The 18,804-nt window shown below is 37.3% G+C and carries 16 protein-coding genes and 1 tRNA gene; 1 reads left to right on the forward strand and 16 read right to left on the reverse strand.

The window, feature by feature from the left end; genetic code table 11:
• Positions 1–2: 2 nt before the first annotated feature.
• The 12 genes from ACPF7B_RS03555 to ACPF7B_RS03610 all read right to left on the reverse strand — a co-directional run bounded on the left by ACPF7B_RS03555 (position 3) and on the right by ACPF7B_RS03610 (position 11,855).
• On the reverse strand, positions 3–203 hold the full coding sequence (locus ACPF7B_RS03555; RefSeq protein WP_490506264.1) for a hypothetical protein: 201 nt from the start codon (positions 201–203) through the stop codon (positions 3–5).
• Between the two features lie 137 nt (positions 204–340).
• On the reverse strand, positions 341–1,147 hold the full coding sequence (gene trpA / locus ACPF7B_RS03560; RefSeq protein WP_490506265.1) for a tryptophan synthase subunit alpha: 807 nt from the start codon (positions 1,145–1,147) through the stop codon (positions 341–343).
• Positions 1,147–2,331 carry a tryptophan synthase subunit beta gene (gene trpB / locus ACPF7B_RS03565; RefSeq protein WP_490506266.1) on the reverse strand — a complete coding sequence of 395 codons (1,185 nt, stop codon included), beginning with the start codon at positions 2,329–2,331 and terminating at the stop codon, positions 1,147–1,149. Before trpB ends, trpA begins: the two co-directional genes overlap by 1 nt.
• Before the next feature lie 75 nt (positions 2,332–2,406).
• Positions 2,407–3,801, reverse strand: a complete 1,395-nt coding sequence (gene trpCF / locus ACPF7B_RS03570; protein WP_490506267.1) for a bifunctional indole-3-glycerol-phosphate synthase TrpC/phosphoribosylanthranilate isomerase TrpF — start codon at positions 3,799–3,801, stop codon at positions 2,407–2,409.
• A 37-nt stretch (positions 3,802–3,838) separates the two neighbouring features.
• Positions 3,839–4,861: an anthranilate phosphoribosyltransferase gene (gene trpD, locus ACPF7B_RS03575; protein WP_490506489.1), complete on the reverse strand. Its 1,023-nt coding sequence runs from the start codon at positions 4,859–4,861 to the stop codon at positions 3,839–3,841.
• Between the two features lie 378 nt (positions 4,862–5,239).
• Complete coding sequence (locus ACPF7B_RS03580) at positions 5,240–5,719, reverse strand: hypothetical protein (RefSeq protein WP_490506268.1); 480 nt, start codon at positions 5,717–5,719, stop codon at positions 5,240–5,242.
• 171 nt (positions 5,720–5,890) lie between these two features.
• Positions 5,891–7,033, reverse strand: coding sequence for a metallophosphoesterase (locus tag ACPF7B_RS03585; RefSeq protein ID WP_490506269.1), 1,143 nt, complete (start codon positions 7,031–7,033; stop codon positions 5,891–5,893).
• 107 nt (positions 7,034–7,140) lie between these two features.
• Positions 7,141–7,893: an NAD(+) synthase gene (gene nadE / locus ACPF7B_RS03590; RefSeq protein WP_490506270.1), complete on the reverse strand. Its 753-nt coding sequence runs from the start codon at positions 7,891–7,893 to the stop codon at positions 7,141–7,143.
• 18 nt (positions 7,894–7,911) lie between these two features.
• On the reverse strand, positions 7,912–9,027 hold the full coding sequence (locus tag ACPF7B_RS03595) for a nicotinate phosphoribosyltransferase (RefSeq protein ID WP_490506490.1): 1,116 nt from the start codon (positions 9,025–9,027) through the stop codon (positions 7,912–7,914).
• Positions 9,028–9,220: 193 nt separating this feature from the next.
• Positions 9,221–9,297, reverse strand: a tRNA-Asn gene (locus ACPF7B_RS03600).
• Positions 9,298–9,382: 85 nt separating this feature from the next.
• On the reverse strand, positions 9,383–11,233 hold the full coding sequence (gene ilvD / locus ACPF7B_RS03605; protein WP_490506271.1) for a dihydroxy-acid dehydratase: 1,851 nt from the start codon (positions 11,231–11,233) through the stop codon (positions 9,383–9,385).
• Positions 11,234–11,468: 235 nt separating this feature from the next.
• Positions 11,469–11,855 carry a YchJ family protein gene (locus ACPF7B_RS03610; protein WP_490506272.1) on the reverse strand — a complete coding sequence of 129 codons (387 nt, stop codon included), beginning with the start codon at positions 11,853–11,855 and terminating at the stop codon, positions 11,469–11,471.
• A 205-nt stretch (positions 11,856–12,060) separates the two neighbouring features.
• On the opposite strand from ACPF7B_RS03610, the gene ACPF7B_RS03615 reads away from it, so the two are divergent.
• A complete protein-coding gene (locus tag ACPF7B_RS03615) occupies positions 12,061–14,361 on the forward strand; it encodes a ComEC/Rec2 family competence protein (protein WP_490506273.1) in 2,301 nt (766 codons plus the stop codon).
• On the opposite strand, the gene ACPF7B_RS03620 is transcribed toward ACPF7B_RS03615, so the two are convergent.
• The 4 genes from ACPF7B_RS03620 to gatC all read right to left on the reverse strand — a co-directional run bounded on the left by ACPF7B_RS03620 (position 14,358) and on the right by gatC (position 18,804).
• Positions 14,358–15,122, reverse strand: a complete 765-nt coding sequence (locus ACPF7B_RS03620; RefSeq protein ID WP_490506274.1) for a DeoR family transcriptional regulator — start codon at positions 15,120–15,122, stop codon at positions 14,358–14,360. The genes ACPF7B_RS03615 and ACPF7B_RS03620 overlap by 4 nt on opposite strands.
• 459 nt (positions 15,123–15,581) lie before the next feature.
• Positions 15,582–17,006 (reverse strand): Asp-tRNA(Asn)/Glu-tRNA(Gln) amidotransferase subunit GatB, encoded by a 1,425-nt coding sequence (gatB, locus tag ACPF7B_RS03625; protein ID WP_490506275.1) that lies wholly within the window; start codon positions 17,004–17,006, stop codon positions 15,582–15,584.
• A 44-nt stretch (positions 17,007–17,050) separates the two neighbouring features.
• Positions 17,051–18,502: an Asp-tRNA(Asn)/Glu-tRNA(Gln) amidotransferase subunit GatA gene (gene gatA / locus ACPF7B_RS03630; protein ID WP_490506276.1), complete on the reverse strand. Its 1,452-nt coding sequence runs from the start codon at positions 18,500–18,502 to the stop codon at positions 17,051–17,053.
• A gap of 14 nt (positions 18,503–18,516) precedes the next feature.
• Positions 18,517–18,804: an Asp-tRNA(Asn)/Glu-tRNA(Gln) amidotransferase subunit GatC gene (gene gatC / locus ACPF7B_RS03635; protein ID WP_490506277.1), complete on the reverse strand. Its 288-nt coding sequence runs from the start codon at positions 18,802–18,804 to the stop codon at positions 18,517–18,519.

Genomic DNA, 18,804 nt, shown 5'->3' on the forward strand with positions numbered 1-18,804 from the left:
AGTTACTCTTTTTTCTGTTGCATCCCTTTGGTTAACTCAACCTCACGGTGATAGAGAGATTCTAATCCTGTATCGGGGACATAATACTCAACGACCTCAACTTCTTCAGCATGATCTTCATAGAGCATAATAAAAGGCATTGTAATCATATAGATTAAGCCGATCACTAACACGGCGAAGAATATGTAGAATAATTTACGCATCTAAAAACCTTTTGATAATAAAATTGAAACATGATTTCTCAGTATCTTTATTTTTCTAAGGCTGATTATACGATAAATTCGGGTATTATGTTATTTCTCATTTGAAAATCGACCGTCTCACCATTCTTTAAAAAAGATCAGATCGTTGCTGCTTTCATTGACTTTGTAAAATCCTTCACAACATCAATCATTTTTGTCGTATCGCCTAGATTTTCACGAATCAATTTCGTTACTGCTGATCCACTTATAATACCGCTAATGTTACTTTCCATAAAATGCTCCACCTGTCTGGGTGTTGAAATACCAAAACCTTGAATGATCGGTGGAGCACCTGCATTTTTCAATCGTGCAATATTGTTTGTAAGTGATTGATCCTCTTCAAAATGATCAACCCCCGTTACGCCTGCCCGCGAAACTAAGTATGTATAGCCTTTTCCTAATCGAGCAATCTCATAAATCGTTTCATCGGTTGCATCCGGAGGACAGATAAAAATCGGTGCAATATTATATTTATTAGCAATGGCAACAACTGATTCAGATTCTCGCAATGGGATATCTGCCACTAATACAGAATCTACGCCAATATTTTGACAACGCTGATAGAATCGTTCAAACCCATAAGCATTGATAAGATTAGCGTACATCAATAAGCCGATAGGAATATCAGCATTAATCGCTCGAATCTCTGTAAGTAATTGAAATGATTTTTCTAAAGTCATTCCATTGTTAATTGCGCGTAATGTTGCCGCTTGAATTTCTGGTCCGTCGGCTAAAGGATCAGAAAATGGAATACTGAGTTCCAATCCATCTGCACCTGATGCCATTAACTCTATAATAATTTGTTTCGACTCCTCATAACTAGGATCACCTAACACCACAAAAGGAATAAATGCACCCTCTTTTTTGGCTTCCAATGCCTCAAATTGTTGTTGATAGCGATCCATTATGCTCTCTCCTCTAAAATCTTAATTACTGAAAATATATCTTTATCGCCACGGCCCGATAGATTCACCACTAATAGTTGCTCCTTTTCAGGATTTTCCTGAATCATTTTAAGCGCATAAGCTAACGCATGAGATGACTCTAATGCGGGTAATATTCCTTCTTGAGAAGCGAGTTTTTGAAAAGCCTCTAACGCTTCATCATCAGTTACTGAGACATATTCAGCCCGACCTATCGTATGTAGATGTACATGCTGTGGGCCGACTGATGGAAAATCGAGCCCAGCAGAAATAGAGTATGAGTCTTTAATCTGCCCCTCCTCATTTTGCATTAGATGCGAACGCATTCCAAAATAGATGCCAGGCGTTCCAAATTTCAATGACGCGCCATGCTTTTCAGTGTGTATTCCTTTGCCTGCTGGCTCAACGCCTATCAAGCGGACATCTATTTCTGGAATAAAATCCGTAAACATTCCAATAGCATTTGACCCCCCACCAATACATGCAATAACAGCATCAGGTAAACGTCCTTCTCGACGTAAAATCTCGGCCTTTGTCTCTTCTCCAATCATTTTTTGAAATTCACGCACAATCGTTGGAAATGGATGGGGACCTGCTGCTGTGCCTAAGAGATAATGCGTTGTTTTATAACTCCCCGACCAATCACGTAACGCCTCATTACAGGCATCTTTTAATGTGCCGGTGCCGCTATCAACCGAAATAACTTCTGCACCCATTAAACGCATACGAAATACATTTGGCGATTGGCGCTCCATATCTTTTGCGCCCATATAAATACGGCATTTCATATTTAGGAGCGCGCATGCTAATGCCGTAGCAACTCCATGTTGACCGGCTCCCGTTTCAGCGATAATCTCTGTTTTGCCCATGCGTTTTGCGAGTAATGCTTGACCTAAAACTTGGTTGGTTTTATGCGCACCACCATGAAGTAGATCTTCCCGTTTCAAATAAAGTTTTGTATTAGTCCCAGCAGTTAAATTACGACACAATGTTAATGCAGTCGGTCTACCAGCATAATTTTTTAGGAGATCCATAAATTCATGCTGAAATTCAGGATCATTTTGCGCTTTAATAAATTCAGCTTCGAGTTGATCCAATGCCGGGATCAATAACTCAGGGACATATTGCCCGCCGAACTCACCAAAATAAGGATCTAATTGTCTCATTTTCTCTCTCTTTTAATTTTAATCTTTAATATATATAGATGTTTTATTGGTTGACTACCCGAAGATATACGACTGTTATAGTCTGTTGTAATATTGCTCAATCTCATTAAAAAGCGCTTCTAACTTAATCGGGCATTTCTCCCCCGGTATTCGTTCAACGCCTGAATTAATATCTAACGCAAACGGTTTCAACCTTAATGCATCAATAATATTGTTAATATTCAAACCACCCGCAAGGATGATTCGCGAAAGATCGTTTTCTTGTAACAATCGCCAATCGAAGGGTTCTCCACTTCCCCCTTTTTTGCCATCTAAAAGATAGTAATCTACATTGTCATAATTCATACTTGGAAGTGATTGCATCGAATCGTCAATATTGAATGCTTTAATAATTTTGACTGTGTGTGGCAATTGATGACGTAACTTTGTTATGTACTCCTGCGGCTCTTGCCCATGTAGCTGCACTGCATATAACCCCACTTTTTCTGCAATAAATGCAATGGTGTCGATATCATCATTTTGAAATACACCGATATAATTCAGCTGTACCGATTGAGTGATCTGTTCTGCTTGCTTGTATGTAACACCACGAGGACTTGATAAAATAAAGATTAGACCACCATAAGTTGCGCCCGCTTTCTTCGCCGCTTGTGCATCTGCGATTGTTTTCAAACCACAAACTTTATGCCCACCGATTAATAGCTCACGAAGCGCACGATCGAGATTATCACTTCCCATTAAATGACTCCCAATCAAGAACCCATCAACAATTGCTGAAAGATGGCGGATAGTACTATTATCACGAATACCTGATTCACTAATCACTAATTGATCGGCCGGCATCAGAGCTCGTAATCTTGCTGTTTTAGTCAAATCAATCGAAAGATCCCGCAGATCACGATTATTGATTCCAATTACTTTGGCTTGTAAACGTAATGCCCGGCGAACTTCATCTTCATCATTAACTTCAGTTAAGACCCCCATTCCTAGCTCATGAGCAATATTTGCAAAATAACGGTATTCATCGTCTTTTAATACCGAAAGCATTAATAAAATCGCATCAGCACCATAAAAACGCGCAAGATAAATCTGATAGACATCTATTACAAAGTCTTTACATAAAATGGGGCAGCTCGTGTTCTCTTTTGCTATGACTAAATCTTTAAAATTCCCACCAAAATGAGCATTTTCGGTTAATACAGAAATGGCTGTTGCAAATGGTGCGTAACTTTTGACGATTTTAGGCAAATTAAAATCAGCCTTTATGAGCCCCTTCGATGGTGATGCTTTTTTACATTCTAAAATAAAGGCAGGTTTTCTTTCGTCGCGCTTGCCCTCAATTGCTTGATAAAAACTTCGTTCGCTCTTTTGTAGCGATATTTCAAAGTTTGTCAGAGGCTGCTCTAACTTCATTACTTCAATGTCTACTCGACGTTGTTGAGTGATTTTCATTAAGATTGACTCGTTCATTTTAGACTCACTATTCTTTTTATATTTAGTACGCAGATTATGCTTCTTGTAAAATTTCGTTAAATTGATTGCCGGTGATTTTTTCGAGTAATGCCAATCCTTTACCAGTTCTAATCGCATCGAGAGCTTTTACTGCATTCGCTTTTAAATCATTGTGGCCAAAAAGTGTTAACAAGAGTGCTACATTAATAGCAACTGCTTCTTGATGCGCTTTAGGGGCTTTACCATGCAACAACATTAATAGAGTACGGCGATTTTCTTGAGCATCACCACCTTTAAGAGCTTCTATTGGGTGCACACCTAAATTAAAATCTTTGGGTGAAAGATAGTAAGTCGTGACTTTCCCTTCTCTTAATTCGCTCACTTTTGTTGGTGCATGTAAAGCAACTTCATCCATGCCACCACCATGAACCACTAACACATGTTTATATCCAAGAAGCTTAGCAGTTTCTGCCACTAACTCTGTCAGTTCAGGAGCATAAACACCCATCAAAGCACGCTTAGGACGGGCAGGATTTGTTAAAGGACCAAGGAGATTGAAAATTGTACGCGTTTTAAGCTCGGAGCGAGTTTTAGCGGCATGCTTAAAACCCGTATGATAATGCGGTGCAAACAGAAAAGTAATATTGTTTTCATCAAGTGATTGCCTTGCAACTTCAGGCGGTACTAAAAGATCAACTCCAAGTGCTTGCAGAAGATCTGAAGAGCCCGTTAAGCTCGAAACACTACGATTTCCATGTTTAACAACTTTAACACCACATGCTGCGGCTATAAGAGCACTTGCTGTTGAAATATTAACTGTATTAAGTCCATCGCCACCGGTACCAACAATATCAGCAAATGGATAATCTGGAGAATCAAAATTCTTAGCAGAGGCAACAAATGCAGAGGCAGCACCGGCAACTTCGGCAGCAGACTCTCCGCGGAGTTTTAAAGTAACAAGCGCTGCACTTAATTTAGACTCTGATATCTTTCCATTCGCAATCGCACTAAAAAGTGTAAAACTCTCAACTTGCGATAATTTATCACCGGCATAGAGCTTAGTAAAAATTGCAGGGATACTATTTGTATAATCTTCAATCTGTGGCATTTTCAATTCCTCTTAAAACGACTCATTGCGATATTTGGTATAACTCAATACTTTTCTGCGCGCGGGTCTTAAGATTATTGCTATTGAAGACGTAAAAAACCCGCAGCTAGTGCGGGTTTAGGTACAGTTTTGTGCGCTATTTTTAACGCATAAAGTGACCATCCCGCATTTGCGAGATTTGCCACCAATAACTATAAAATCGAACTGTACTCATGAAAATTCCTTATTTTAATTTTATCTTGCTGACACAAGTTCTTAAATTAACTTGTTAATAGATATATAACGATTTTTTTAAAGAGTCAAATTATTTTTAATTCTCTTTCAGAAAAGGCTTACTCGTAAAAAATATTAAAAACCAAATTGTTTAAACATATCATTACTTGCCGCATCAAATTCATTCATACTATCAATTTGATGAATCATTCCTAAAACGGCACCAATCGGGCCATTAACATTTACACCAACACTGCTTGAACGACTTTTAGTCTTACTGGTACTCTTTGTTTGACTGCTACTATTACACTTACTGCTGCGAGTCGTTGACATACCATTGTCATGAGGAGTAGAAATTTCAGACCCTGTACAACTCCCTTGTGAAGTTGTATTACTATCATGCTTTGTGGAACTACTTCCTGTTGTGTGCCATTCATTATAATTACCTGTCGGCATAATAATTGCCGGCATTGCTTGATAAATAATTGGAGAAGCACCAAAATCCTGTATCTCCATTGATGAACCCTGATATGGTTGCGGCATTGTGCCACATGCACTAAGAATAAAGGAAACTGTCATAATCGCTATAAACTTTTGGGAAATTGAATTTTTCATACTGTTTCTAAAATTAATCTATCAAAAAAGATTGAGGATCAAAAATATAACATAATTTTACTTATGTTTACAAACTTTATCTATTGTTTTTTCATGATAAATTTCAAACATCTCTAAAAATCAGTTATTTCAAATATATGTTTGTGCCATTTATAAAAAACTGTTATCGACTTAATAGCAAAAGTTAAATACCACATAATCCGAATGTGTACCAAATCGGAACTTACCTCCCCATAGACCTAACCCTGGACTAATCACAAAATATGCCTTATCAATAGAATAAAATCCCGAAAGAATGCCATTAACCATCTTTGCAACATATTGGAAAGGCCAAATTTGTCCATCATGAATATGTCCTGAAAATTGTAAAAATGGCATTGAATATTGACCGTCATAAATTTTATACGGCTGATGATCGAGTACAATCATCGGCTTATTCCGATCTAAACCTTGTATCAATTCCGCAAAAGATAACCGATCTCGATTGGTACGATCATCACGACCTACGAGATAGATTCCTTCATCTAAAAGTTGCACTTTATCTCGAAGCAGCGTGATATTACTCTGTTCAATAAAGCGAATGCTCTTTTCCACACCCGCATGATATTCATGGTTACCTAACACCATATAGATACCTTTTGGAGCTTTAATTGTGTTCAGAGCTTCGATAACATTCTCTTGATACAGTGGACGTACATCTGTATCAATCAGATCCCCTGCTATAAAGAGATAATCAGGATTTTCACTGTTAATGAGTTTTATCCACTCTTCAAGTTCACCTCTGTGAATCATATACCCTAGATGAAGATCGCTAATCATAATGATTTTTAAAGGGCGTTTGTCTAATTCACATTTATTAACACAACTGATTAACTCTGATTTTTGAAGATCAAACACATATTCTGTCCGAACCTTATTATGATAATTTTGATTGCCCCAATAGAAAAATAGTGAAAAACCAACTAATAGGAGTATTGCAGTTTTGCCATTATTCAGACGAATATGATCGAGAATATGCGGTTTTACCAATTTTGTAAGACGATTGAATAGACGAAATAGATCCATCAAAAATGGCGGCACGACAAAATAGACAAGTCCTACCATCCACGAGGTACCAAGAAAATAGAGAGGTGTGATCAACCACAGCGGTAAAGATTTCCCGAAAAATAGCGCGACCGGCATACTAAAAAAGAGGATGACTGATACCATTAAACCTAAGCGTTTAAGCCATTTTTTTTGCGGTAATAATTGATAGTACCGATATAAAATATAGGTTTGCACTGTAAAATAGAGCACAAGAATCAGATAAAACATACAACTCCCTTTTCAAAAACAGAGAGTTATAATATGAGAAATTGATTTCAGACGCCAATTTTTATCCTCAATACAATTCATTGAAGATATTCCAGAAACTTTTTAAATCAAGAACGACAAGGTGTTTTCGGAAAACGCGGCATCGCTCGCTTATGATGGGAACGATTATGCCAATAATCAATTCGCTCAAGCACCTCCGGAGAAACTGCCTCACCTTTTAGATGGCGATTAAGCTCTTTATAAGTAACCCCCATCTCATCTTCATCTGTCTGTGCTTCCCATAGCCCTGCCGAAGGTTTTTTATCGATAATTTTTTGCGGGACACCTAGAATTTTTGCAAGTTCAAAGACTTCTTCTTTATCAAGATGAATTAAAGGCGCAATATCAACGCCACCATCACCAAACTTCGTAAAGTAACCAGTATGCCATTCAACCGCATTATCTGTCCCGACGACAATTCCATTTTTGACCTGTGCAATAGTATAAAGCGTTGTCATCCGCAAACGAGCACTAGCATTTCCCATAATCACGCGATCTTTTTTGGGGTCTCCCGTATGCGTGAACGCTTTACCTATCGCTTGCATGAGTTGATCATGCGTTTGGGTAAGATCCACAATATGATATGGAAGATTTGCACTCTCCATCACTAGTTTGGCATCATCAAGATCATTACGATGACTATGCGAAGGCATCATAACTCCGAGAGTCTTTTGGGGGTATTTACGTGCTAATAGAAAAGCAATTACCGCTGAATCAACACCACCACTGACACCAAAAATAAATGAATCTGCATGTCGATATCGCAATTCAGATGCTAACCAAGTTTCTAGCTCTTCAATATAGCGCTCTAAATAATTCATACAACATTCTCTCTTTAATTAGGCTTTTTCAACACTGTTATCGTTGTAAAACACCCGTTCTAATCGGGGATTTGGTCGATATTTACGACCAGCTTTCGCTTGTTTTTCACCATCAAGCAATACGTTATCGCCCGTAAAACTCATATTCACTTTTAATAAACTAGAACCTACACCATAAAGATCAACCGGCGTATTCAGTGCTTCAAAAAGTGCTATTTTTTCGGCATTAAAACCGCCACTGACAACGATTTTTACATTTTGGAATCCTTCATTATCCAATGCTTCACGCAATGCAAAAATCAATGTTGGATTTGTTCCTCGAGGATCAAATGTACCGAGTTTTTCTTGATGACGCATAAAATATTGATCCACCATTGTATTTGAGGTATCAATTCGAACTGCGGATAATTTATCCCCAAAATGACGCGCAACACGAAGTGATTCTTCCACTGCATCATTATTGTAATCAACTAACACCATTAATTTATCGTCAGGGAAAATTTTATGGTACGCTTTGGCTGCTTCTAATGTATCACCATTAAACAGCTGAATAAGTGCGTGTGGCATAGTACCTAACCCTTCTATTCCCCACCACTCATTCATTGCATGGGTAGCTTGAGCGGTAGAACCACCAATAAATGCGGCATAACCATCCCCTGCTTGTTGACTAAAATGATCATCGCGATCCCCCATAAAGATGACTTCTTTATCGCCTGCTGCCTCAACTACTTCTAATACATGTGTTGCGACCGATGTTCTACGAGCAAGAATTCCATCAATAATTCCTTCAAGGTAGCCAAAGTCTTGATAATGTCCGGTAATCGTCAGTACCGTTTCAAAAGCATCAATCCGATCACCATCATTGAGCGCCCAGATTTCAAGATTTTCTGGATTATGCGCGAATGTATGCAAGAGTGAGATCGCCTCATCAATACCGCATAAAACAGCCCCATTTTTACGTTGAAAAAATTGCATCGTAACAATTTTTTCAGGTGCGGATTGTTTGGCAATTTCTGCCGTTTTGAGAAAATAAACTGCAGAAAACCAGCCATCACCAATACGTTCATCAAATTTGAAAGTTTTATTGGTTAAACGCTTAATCTTGCCGCTATGCTTTAATTCATACTCTTTAATATCATTTTTCGCTGTCATTTTCTGATCCAGTTACCACCAAAGAGGGGGAATCCCATTAATTACTCTAGAATAAGCTACTATAACAACTATCCACTTCTATTTTCAACGACTATCATCTTTTCAAAGATCATTGCGAAAATTGATCATTTTTTAAATATAAAAAAACCGAAGTATCACTACTTCGGTTTTAATTTGGCTCCTCGACCTGGGCTCGAACCAGGGACCCCTTGATTAACAGTCAAGTGCTACTACCAACTGAGCTATCGAGGAATTGAGAAACAATTATAGCTAAATTTTTCAATAAGACAATAGCTCTATTCGTATATTTTTTATACAAAAAATCTATCTCATTGATTTATAACTTTTCTAAGCGGGAAATATCCCGTACTGCACCAAATGCAGCAGATGTTGCTAAAGCACCGTAGACTTTTAATGCATTAGATACTTTACGAGGACGCTCTTTTGCAGGTTTAAAGCCTATCGCACGTTGCGCTTCAAGTCGTTTTGATATCTCGGCTTCTGGAACATTTAACACAATTGTACGATTAGGAATATCAATTGTAATCTCATCTCCATTTTCAACTACTGCAATCACCCCCCCTTCAGCAGCTTCAGGCGATACATGACCTATTGACAAACCAGATGTACCACCAGAGAAACGTCCATCTGTTAATAATGCACATTGAGCATCTATCTTTTTGCTCTTTAAATAAGAGGTTGGATAGAGCATTTCCTGCATTCCTGGCCCACCTTTAGGACCTTCATACCGAATGATAACAACTTCCCAAGGATGCACTTCATCTCCTAGAATTCCAGCTACTGCGGCATCTTGACTCTCATAAACGCGCGCTTTACCGGTGAATTTAAGAATAGATTGATCAACGCCGGCAGTTTTAACAATACAACCATCAGTTGCAAGATTTCCATAGAGAATTGCAATACCACCATCTTGACTATACGCATGAGCAATCTCTCGAATACAACCATTCTCTCGATCTAGATCGAGCGTTTCAAAATAACGATCCTGTGAAAAAGCTTCTGTCGTACGAACACCACCCGGCGCTGCACGATAGAATTCATGATGTTTATTCGAACGGCGAATATCCCACTCTTCAAGCCCCTCTTTTAATGAAGAATGAAGGACGGTTGGTTGATCTGTATGCAGACGTCCAGCACGCTCAAGCTCACCTAAAATTCCATAAATACCGCCGGCACGATGGACATCTTCCATATGGTATTTATTCGTTGAAGGCGATACTTTTGAAAGATGTGGTACTTGTCTTGAGAGACGATCAATATCTTTCATCGAGAAGTTTACGCCCGCTTCATGTGCAGCCGCTAGCAGGTGTAATACTGTATTACTTGATCCACCCATAGCAATATCAAGCATCATGGCATTTTCAAATGCATTGAAATTCACAATACTTCGAGGAAGTACTTTATCATTACCATTCTCATAATAATCTTTAGTAATCTCGACAATTTTACGTGCTGCGTCTAAAAAAAGCTTCTTACGCAGAGCATGCGTTGCCACTAATGAACCATTACCTGGTAAGGCTAATCCCAATGCTTCAGTTAAACAATTCATGGAATTTGCTGTGAACATCCCCGAACAAGAACCACAGGTGGGGCATGCAGCACTCTCAATTGCCGATATTTTCTCATCAGATGCATCATCACTTGCGGCAATCACCATAGCATCAACTAAATCCAACTTTAATTCATTCCCTTCCCATGAAACCTTTCCTGCCTCCATCGGACCACCTGAAACAAAGATTGTTGGAATATTCAGTCGGAGTGCCGCCATCAACATTCCTGGAGTTATTTTATCGCAGTTTGAAATACAAATTAATGCATCTGCACAATGTGCATTGACCATATATTCTACTGAATCAGCAATTAAATCTCGACTTGGCAAAGAGTAGAGCATGCCGTCATGTCCCATCGCTATTCCATCATCTACGGCAATAGTATTAAACTCCTTCGCAACACCTCCAGCAGCTTCGATTTCTCTTGCAACCATTTGACCAAGATCTTTTAAATGGACATGCCCCGGTACAAATTGAGTAAATGAGTTGGCAACAGCAATAATAGGTTTTTTAAAATCTTCATCGTTCATGCCTGTTGCGCGCCAAAGTGAACGTGCGCCAGCCATATTACGACCTTGCGTTGATGTATGTGATCGATATTTTGGGTTGTGAACCATTTTTTCCTCTGCTCTCCAAAAAATTTGGGTCAATCATTCAAAAAAAGTGTCGATACAAGCTCTTCATGAATATTCTATTTCATTGAATTATATTTTATTTATCAATTGAACAGCCAATTTTCATTGATGAAATCATAAAATAACTATTCTTAATTTAAAAATAACACGCTCACACAATAAAACAAATGGAGAACAAAAAAATTTCAATTCAAAATTTTGATTATCCCCACAGCGATTAGAATATCTCACCATCAATATAGACTAATTGATCATTTTCTATGATAAATCGACTTCGTTCCTTCAATTTCCCGACGCGATTATCTTTTCGAAAGCGAGCCTCAAATGTAACAAATTGTTCACCAATTTTATTTGAATCTACTGCGATGATCCTTAAATAAAACCATTTTGCATCGCTCTCCTCTAACTGCTTAGGCCGTGTTGAAGAATGCCAACTTTTTAAAATGTAGGGTTTTAGATCAAGCGCAAAAGCGCTATATCTAGAGCGCATTAAAGATTCTGCTATCATCGTAACTTCGCCTAAATGGAATCTTTGGCAACAATTTCGATATTTTGCTCCACTTTGACATGGACATTCAAGTTGCTCTAACATTTTCGCTCTCATTCGTTAGCCTCTTCATTCTTTTCTTTACCAAAATGCCAAATTTAGCTCTACCCTTATCACAGTATTATCATCACCTGTGAACCACATCCTTATGATCCATATTACCATCGCCTTTCTTTTGTCTGCTTTATGGATTATTTTTTCCCCATATTCTCTCGGAGTTACTCTCTTATCCATTACAATGGTCACAGGGATTCTCTTATTCGTGTTAATCTATCATGGATTAAAATGTCGAATCCATTTTGCAAGCTGTTTTGCCTTAATTGGCATTTTATTAGGAAGCTACCTGTATAGTAATGAACTCCAAAAATATCAATTAATATCCAAAAATCTTCCGTTAACCATCTGTGCAAAATTTAATATTAAACAGAAAAATAATTACTCTGTAACAGTCACGCTTCAATCTATTGATGATGTTAAGACAACGCCTCAATCTTTCGACATAAAAGATCGTTTAAAAGAGGTTCTTAAAGGTCGTGAAATTACACTCTACTCTGCTAATCATCTATTCCCTCAAAAAACATCAATTGTCGGCCAGTATTATACGGCTAAAATCAAAATAACGCCGCGAACCTACCGCAACATCCCAGGTAATAGTCAGCAAGTCTTGCGAGATCTTGGACGCAATAATATTGGCTATGGGAACATTATCTCTGAACTAAACCTCGATCAACCCGCCTCGACCATTACTAAATTACGTTATAAAATTAGTGATTATTTAGTAGATAACTTCACTACTGGTGCTTATCTAAGTGCTCTTTCAGTTGGAATTACCGATCATTTAACGCCGAAAGATTGGCAGATCCTCAGACGAACCGGTACGATTCATTTAGTATCAATATCCGGTTTACATCTTTCATTAACTGCTTTCTATGCATTTATAATTTTTCGCATCATATTCGGATTAACGCTACCACGATTTTGGATTTCTCCTTATAAAAATGCTGCATTTTTAGCAATTGTTATTGCTTGGGGTTATACGTTACTAGCAGGAGGTAGCTTACCGACCATCCGAGCAGCTATTATGTTCTCGATTGCAATGGTAATACTCATTCTCGATAGACCAATATTTTCCTTCCAATCACTTGCTGTTGCAATTTTAGTTGTTCTTTTCATCATGCCACTTTCTATTGTAACCGCCGGTTTTTGGCTCTCATTTTCTGCAGTAACAATTTTAGTAGTCTGTGCACAACGTATCCACTCACCATTAGCCGTACTATTGTTAACACAGCTTGTTATTTCTCTATTACTGATTCCCTTATCAATCGCTTTTTTTGGAGAATTTTCATTAGTCAGCCCGATTATTAATCTTTTTGCTATCAGTTGGACAGCGACAATGATTATGCCCTTTCTTCTTATCGGCGTTTTACTGCTATTTTTTACCTCTACCATAACAGCACCTTTTCTATCAATTGCTAATCAAGCAATATGGGTATTAATGATTTCCATAAATTACGCTGCCCAATTGCCCTTTGCATATATAAAAATGGCCAAAATCCCATTAATTTTATCCATAATAATCACTTCTTTTTTAATAATAACGCTTTATTTTTCAAATAAATCTATCAAGTACTTTAATGTATTATGGCATCATCTAAAATATTTAAGTACTTTCACCATAAAACGGTCAGCATTACTGATATTCACTCTCCTCTGCCTTTTTAGTTCAGCTAAAATTACTCTCAAAAACACGAATTACAATCAGATTAAAGTCTATCTTTTACCCGTTGGTGAGGGACTTTCGGTACTATTTCACTCTAAAAATATCACCTTTTTATATGATACGGGCAATCGCTTCCGACAATTTGATGCAGGCAAACAAATTGTTATTCCCCTATTACAAAATTTAGGTATCGAAAAAATTGACTATATCATTCTCAGCAATGATAGTTGGCAACATATTGGCGGAAATCGAACAATAAGAGGCAACTTCCCTGAGGCAAGTATAATCGCCTACCCTAAACTACTGCCTTTCTTAGATAAAGGGTTCTCTTGTAATGGTTTCTCTTATAAAGAACAAAATATTCTGATCGAGGCGATTAAAACATTTTCTACAAGCTGCGGATTTAAAATTACACTATTTGATCACACTGAACTGTATCTAATATCAGATCTTACAAAAATAGAATGGTTACAATTTATTTATGAATTAAACCAAAAACAAAATATTCATACTTCAGATTTATCACCAAACAAAGACCATCTTCAACTAAATAGCTTTATTCAGAACAGCAAAATTTTTCTTTTTCCTCATCAAGGACGACATCATTATCCGTTGATGGAACGATTACAGAACTTTTCTGATATAACCTATTTATTCTCAACAAAAAAAATTAATACTAACATTTTCAATCAATTATCGAACAGTGATTTTACTATCTATAATGCATATTATGGGGCTATTGAAATATCAATTCCTAAAATAAATGCGAAACCTTATAGAAGATTTCGCATTAAAGAATACTCTGATAAAAAGCAGTTCTGGTGGTACTCACCCACCCATTAATTCTCTGAAGTCAAAAGTGTAATATTACGATTATGCAACATCATTGTAATATCAGCAGGCAAAGGTTTATCTGTAATAATTGTATCAAATACACTAATCGGTAATGCTAAATAAGTTGCCACTGCTCCATACTTGGTATTATCTGCGACTAAAATCAGACGTTTAGAGACATCAGGTAGGATCCGTTTAATAGGAACTCTATCCTCTGTTGGTGTTGAAATTCCCTTAATTCCCCAAGATGCTGTTGAGACAAAAGCAACATCGATCAAATAATTCTCAATACCACGCGCAGCACTTTCACCGATGCTACAGTTTGTTTTGGTGCAGACTGTACCACCTGTATGAATAAATTTCCCACGACCATTTTCGATCAAATAATACATAATAATAAAATCGTTGGTGATGATTGTTAAATCTTCACGATCTTTAATTTGCCGTGCAATCGCAAGCGTTGTTGTTCCTGAATCTAAAAATACACAACTATTTTTAGGAATCTCATTTGCAGCTAATATGCCAATAAGGCGTTTGCCTTCTTCATTCATCGTTTCTTTCACCTTATGTGAAAGTTCTGTCGATAGTCTTTCCGCCGCTTTAACTCCACCAGATACCGTAACTACTTTGCCTTGCTTCTCTAACTTCTGTAAGTCACGCCGAATTGTCATATGAGAAACATCTAGTAACTCAATTAATTCATTTATGGTGGCAATACCTTTTTCTGCGACTACAGATAAAATTGCTTCATGTCTTTCTATGGGAATCATAGCCTGCCTCATTCGTTTCTTATGATCTAAACCTTACTACAACATTCGACAGATGATGTAATGTTGAAATATTCCATTTTTCTTTATAACTCATTTACACCAACTAGGTAAAATAAATTATTTTTTGTAATTATACTTCAAAAAAAGAACTTAACATACAAATAATAACAAAATTATTTATTTACTCAATTTAATTTAAAAATAAAAATTTTATTTGGATAAAATAAATATTAATCTCAACACATCATTAAAACAATATAAAAAACAAATATATCACTGATTTATATAGACATATCACTTCATAAAATTTATCAAAAACAACTTTTTATCTACACAAAAGCTAATCTATATCAAAAACTCTCAAAAAAAACACCTCAAATTTTATACAAAAAAATTTGAGGTATCAAAATTTAACGTATTAGTTTATTGAGAAAAAGTATTAACATTATATCAAAAATATTAATTTAACTTACTAATAATTATTTTATTAATTATTGCAGGATCCGCTTTTCCTTGACTCTTTTTCATCACTTGACCGACAAAAAAACCAAGAATCTTAGTTTGCCCGGATTTGTACTGCTCAACTTGCTTTGGATTATTCGCAATAACTTCATCAATCCAACCTTCTATTGCGCTCGTATCTGTTACTTGTTTTAAACCTTGCTCTTCAATAATTTCATCAGCCGATTTATCACTTGAAACTAATAAACCAAACACTTTACGTGCGATATTATTCGAAATTGTTTTATCGGCGATACGCGCTAAAAGTTGCGCTAAACGCTCTGGCGCTACCGGCAATTGAGCAATATCTAATTCATGTTCGTTCAAATAAGCAGAAATATCTCCCAATAACCAGTTAACAGCTATTTTAGCATCAACATGTAAGTTCAATAATGCATTAAAATAATCCGACATTGCCCTCGATTGCACAATGATACCCGCATCATAATCAGATAATTCATAATCTTGCATCAACTTAGCTTTTAGCTCTTCCGGCATCAATGGGAAGTTTGCTTTAACCGCTTCAATACGTTCATCTGAAATAATAATAGGTGGTAGATCTGGATCATGAAAATAGCGGTAATCATTTGCTTCTTCTTTTGCACGCATTGAGCGCGTCTCATTCTTATCTGAATCATAGAGACGCGTTTCCTGAATAATTTTACCACCAGATTCAATCACTTTAATTTGACGAGCAACTTCATAGTTGATCGCCTGCTCGATAAACCTAAAGGAGTTGATATTCTTTAATTCAGTACGTGTTCCTAACGGCTCTCCGGGACGACGAACAGAAACATTCGCATCACATCTAAATGAACCTTCTTGCATATTACCGTCGCTTATATCGAGCCATGTTACAATTTGATGCAATTGACGAAGATAACTAATGGCTTCGCTTGCAGAACTAATATCAGGCTCGGACACAATCTCAAGAAGTGGTGTACCTGCACGGTTTAAATCAATACCCGTCATTCCTGGAACGACGCCATGACGAGAGCTACCGGCATCTTCCTCTAAGTGTGCACGATTAATACGAATTTTTTTCAATCCACTATCTGTTTCAATCATCAAGTAGCCATCATAAACAATCGGCGCATCCATCTGACTTGTTTGATAGCCTTTAGGAAGATCTGGATAGAAATAATGTTTACGTTCAAAAATTGTACGTTGTTGTACTTTCGCATTTGTCGCAATAGCAAGACGAATAGCTTTATCAATGACCGCTTCATTTAATAATGGCAAAACACCCGGTAACGCAATATCAAAAATACTTGCCTGTGTATTAGGTTCTTGTCCGTACAGTGTGCTTGTCCCTGAAAATAATTTTGTCTTTGTTGTTAACTGGGTATGGACCTCTAATCCGATGACAACTTCCCAACTCATAATAAATTCCTCTTAATGATCTTTATAGATTTTGAATTCTCAGTCTAAGCAAAGTTTGTTGGACGTAATGTATGCCACTCACTATTTTGCTGATATTGATGGACTGCTGCTAATAAACGAGCTTCATCAAAAGCACGACCGATTAATTGGAATCCAACAGGCATTCCTTGGCTCATTCCCATTGGGTGGCTAATTGCCGGAAGTCCAGCGAGGTTGGCACCAATAAGGTTTGCATCGAATAATGAGTTTTGAATACTAGATGCTTTATGATTTTTACTAAATGCAGCTCCTGCAACTGTTGGTCCTGCGATAAAATCTACATCTTTTAAAATTTCATGATATTCATTAGCAATTAAACGGCGAATTTTCTGTCCTTTAATAAAGAAATCTTTATAAAGAATTTCTGTTTTTGCGTATGTACCCATTAAAATTCTACTTTTGACTTCATCGCCAAAACCTTCTGTACGTGTACGACAATAAAGGTCACTTAAATTTTGCGCATCTTCAGCACGATAACCAAAACGAATACCATCAAAACGTGATAGATTACTCGCTGCTTCTGCCGGGGCAATCACATAATAAACAGGCGTAACAAGATCATGATATTTAAGATCGACTTCCACAAACTCCACACCCAACTTACGATATAACGCTAAAGTTGTATCAATCGCTTTCGCGGTATCAGCATCTATTTCCCCTGCAAAGAAATCACGAGGAAGCGCCATTTTCATCCCTTTTAACGAAAGGTCTAAAGAGCGTGAAAATTGAGGTTTTGGTTCATTCGCTGATGTTGGATCTTTAGCATCAAACCCTGACATTCCTTCTAAGACAATTGCGCAATCTTCAGCCGTTTTTGCCAGCACACCACCTTGATCTAGGGAGGAGGCAAAAGCAATCATTCCAAAACGAGATACCCGACCATAAGTTGGCTTAATCCCCGTTACACCACAAAAGCTAGCAGGCTGACGAATTGATCCGCCGGTATCGGAACCCGTTGCTGCCAACACAAGTCCTGCTGCCACTGCTGCTGCAGAACCGCTCGAAGAACCACCGGCAACATGATCTAGGTTCCAAGGATTACTTGTAATTCCATAAAAACTTGTACCACCCGTCGATCCCATCGCAAATTCATCGAGGTTTAATTTCCCTAATGATACTGCACCTTCTTTACGAAGATTATCCGTAATTGTTGCATCAAAAGGAGGCACATAGTTGCTTAACATTTTAGAAGCTGCAGTTGTTAATACCCCTTTTGTTGAAATGAGATCTTTATGAGCAATTGGCACCCCAGTTAATAGACCGATCTCTTTTTTAGCAATCTGTTGATCTGCTAATTTTGCTTCTTCTTGGGCATTTTCAAATGTCGTTGTAATAAAACTATTGATCTTAGGATCAAAGTCTTCAATTCTTTTTTGAAAATATGATTGAACCTCAACAGCAGAGACTTCACCTTTATCGAGCTGTTGGCGTAATTCTGTAATACTTTTAGTATGCATAATTTAAAACTCTTCTATTCGATAACTTGAGGGACTAAATAAAGGCCACTTTCAACACTTTGAGAGAGTTTTTGTAGCTCATCACGTTCATTTTTCACAGTTACAACATCCGCACGTAAGGTTAATGTTGCGTCAAATGGATTTGTCATTGGAGCAACATTATCGGTGTTAACCTCTTGGATTCCACGAATAACTTCTGCCATATTTTCAAGACGCATCTGTTGATTCGCAACTTTTGTACTATCAACACTTAATTGCGCTAAATATGTCAGCCACTCTACTGTCTTATGATCTATTTTCAT

The sequence above is a fragment of the Ignatzschineria sp. 22MB058224 genome (genome assembly GCF_058188435.1).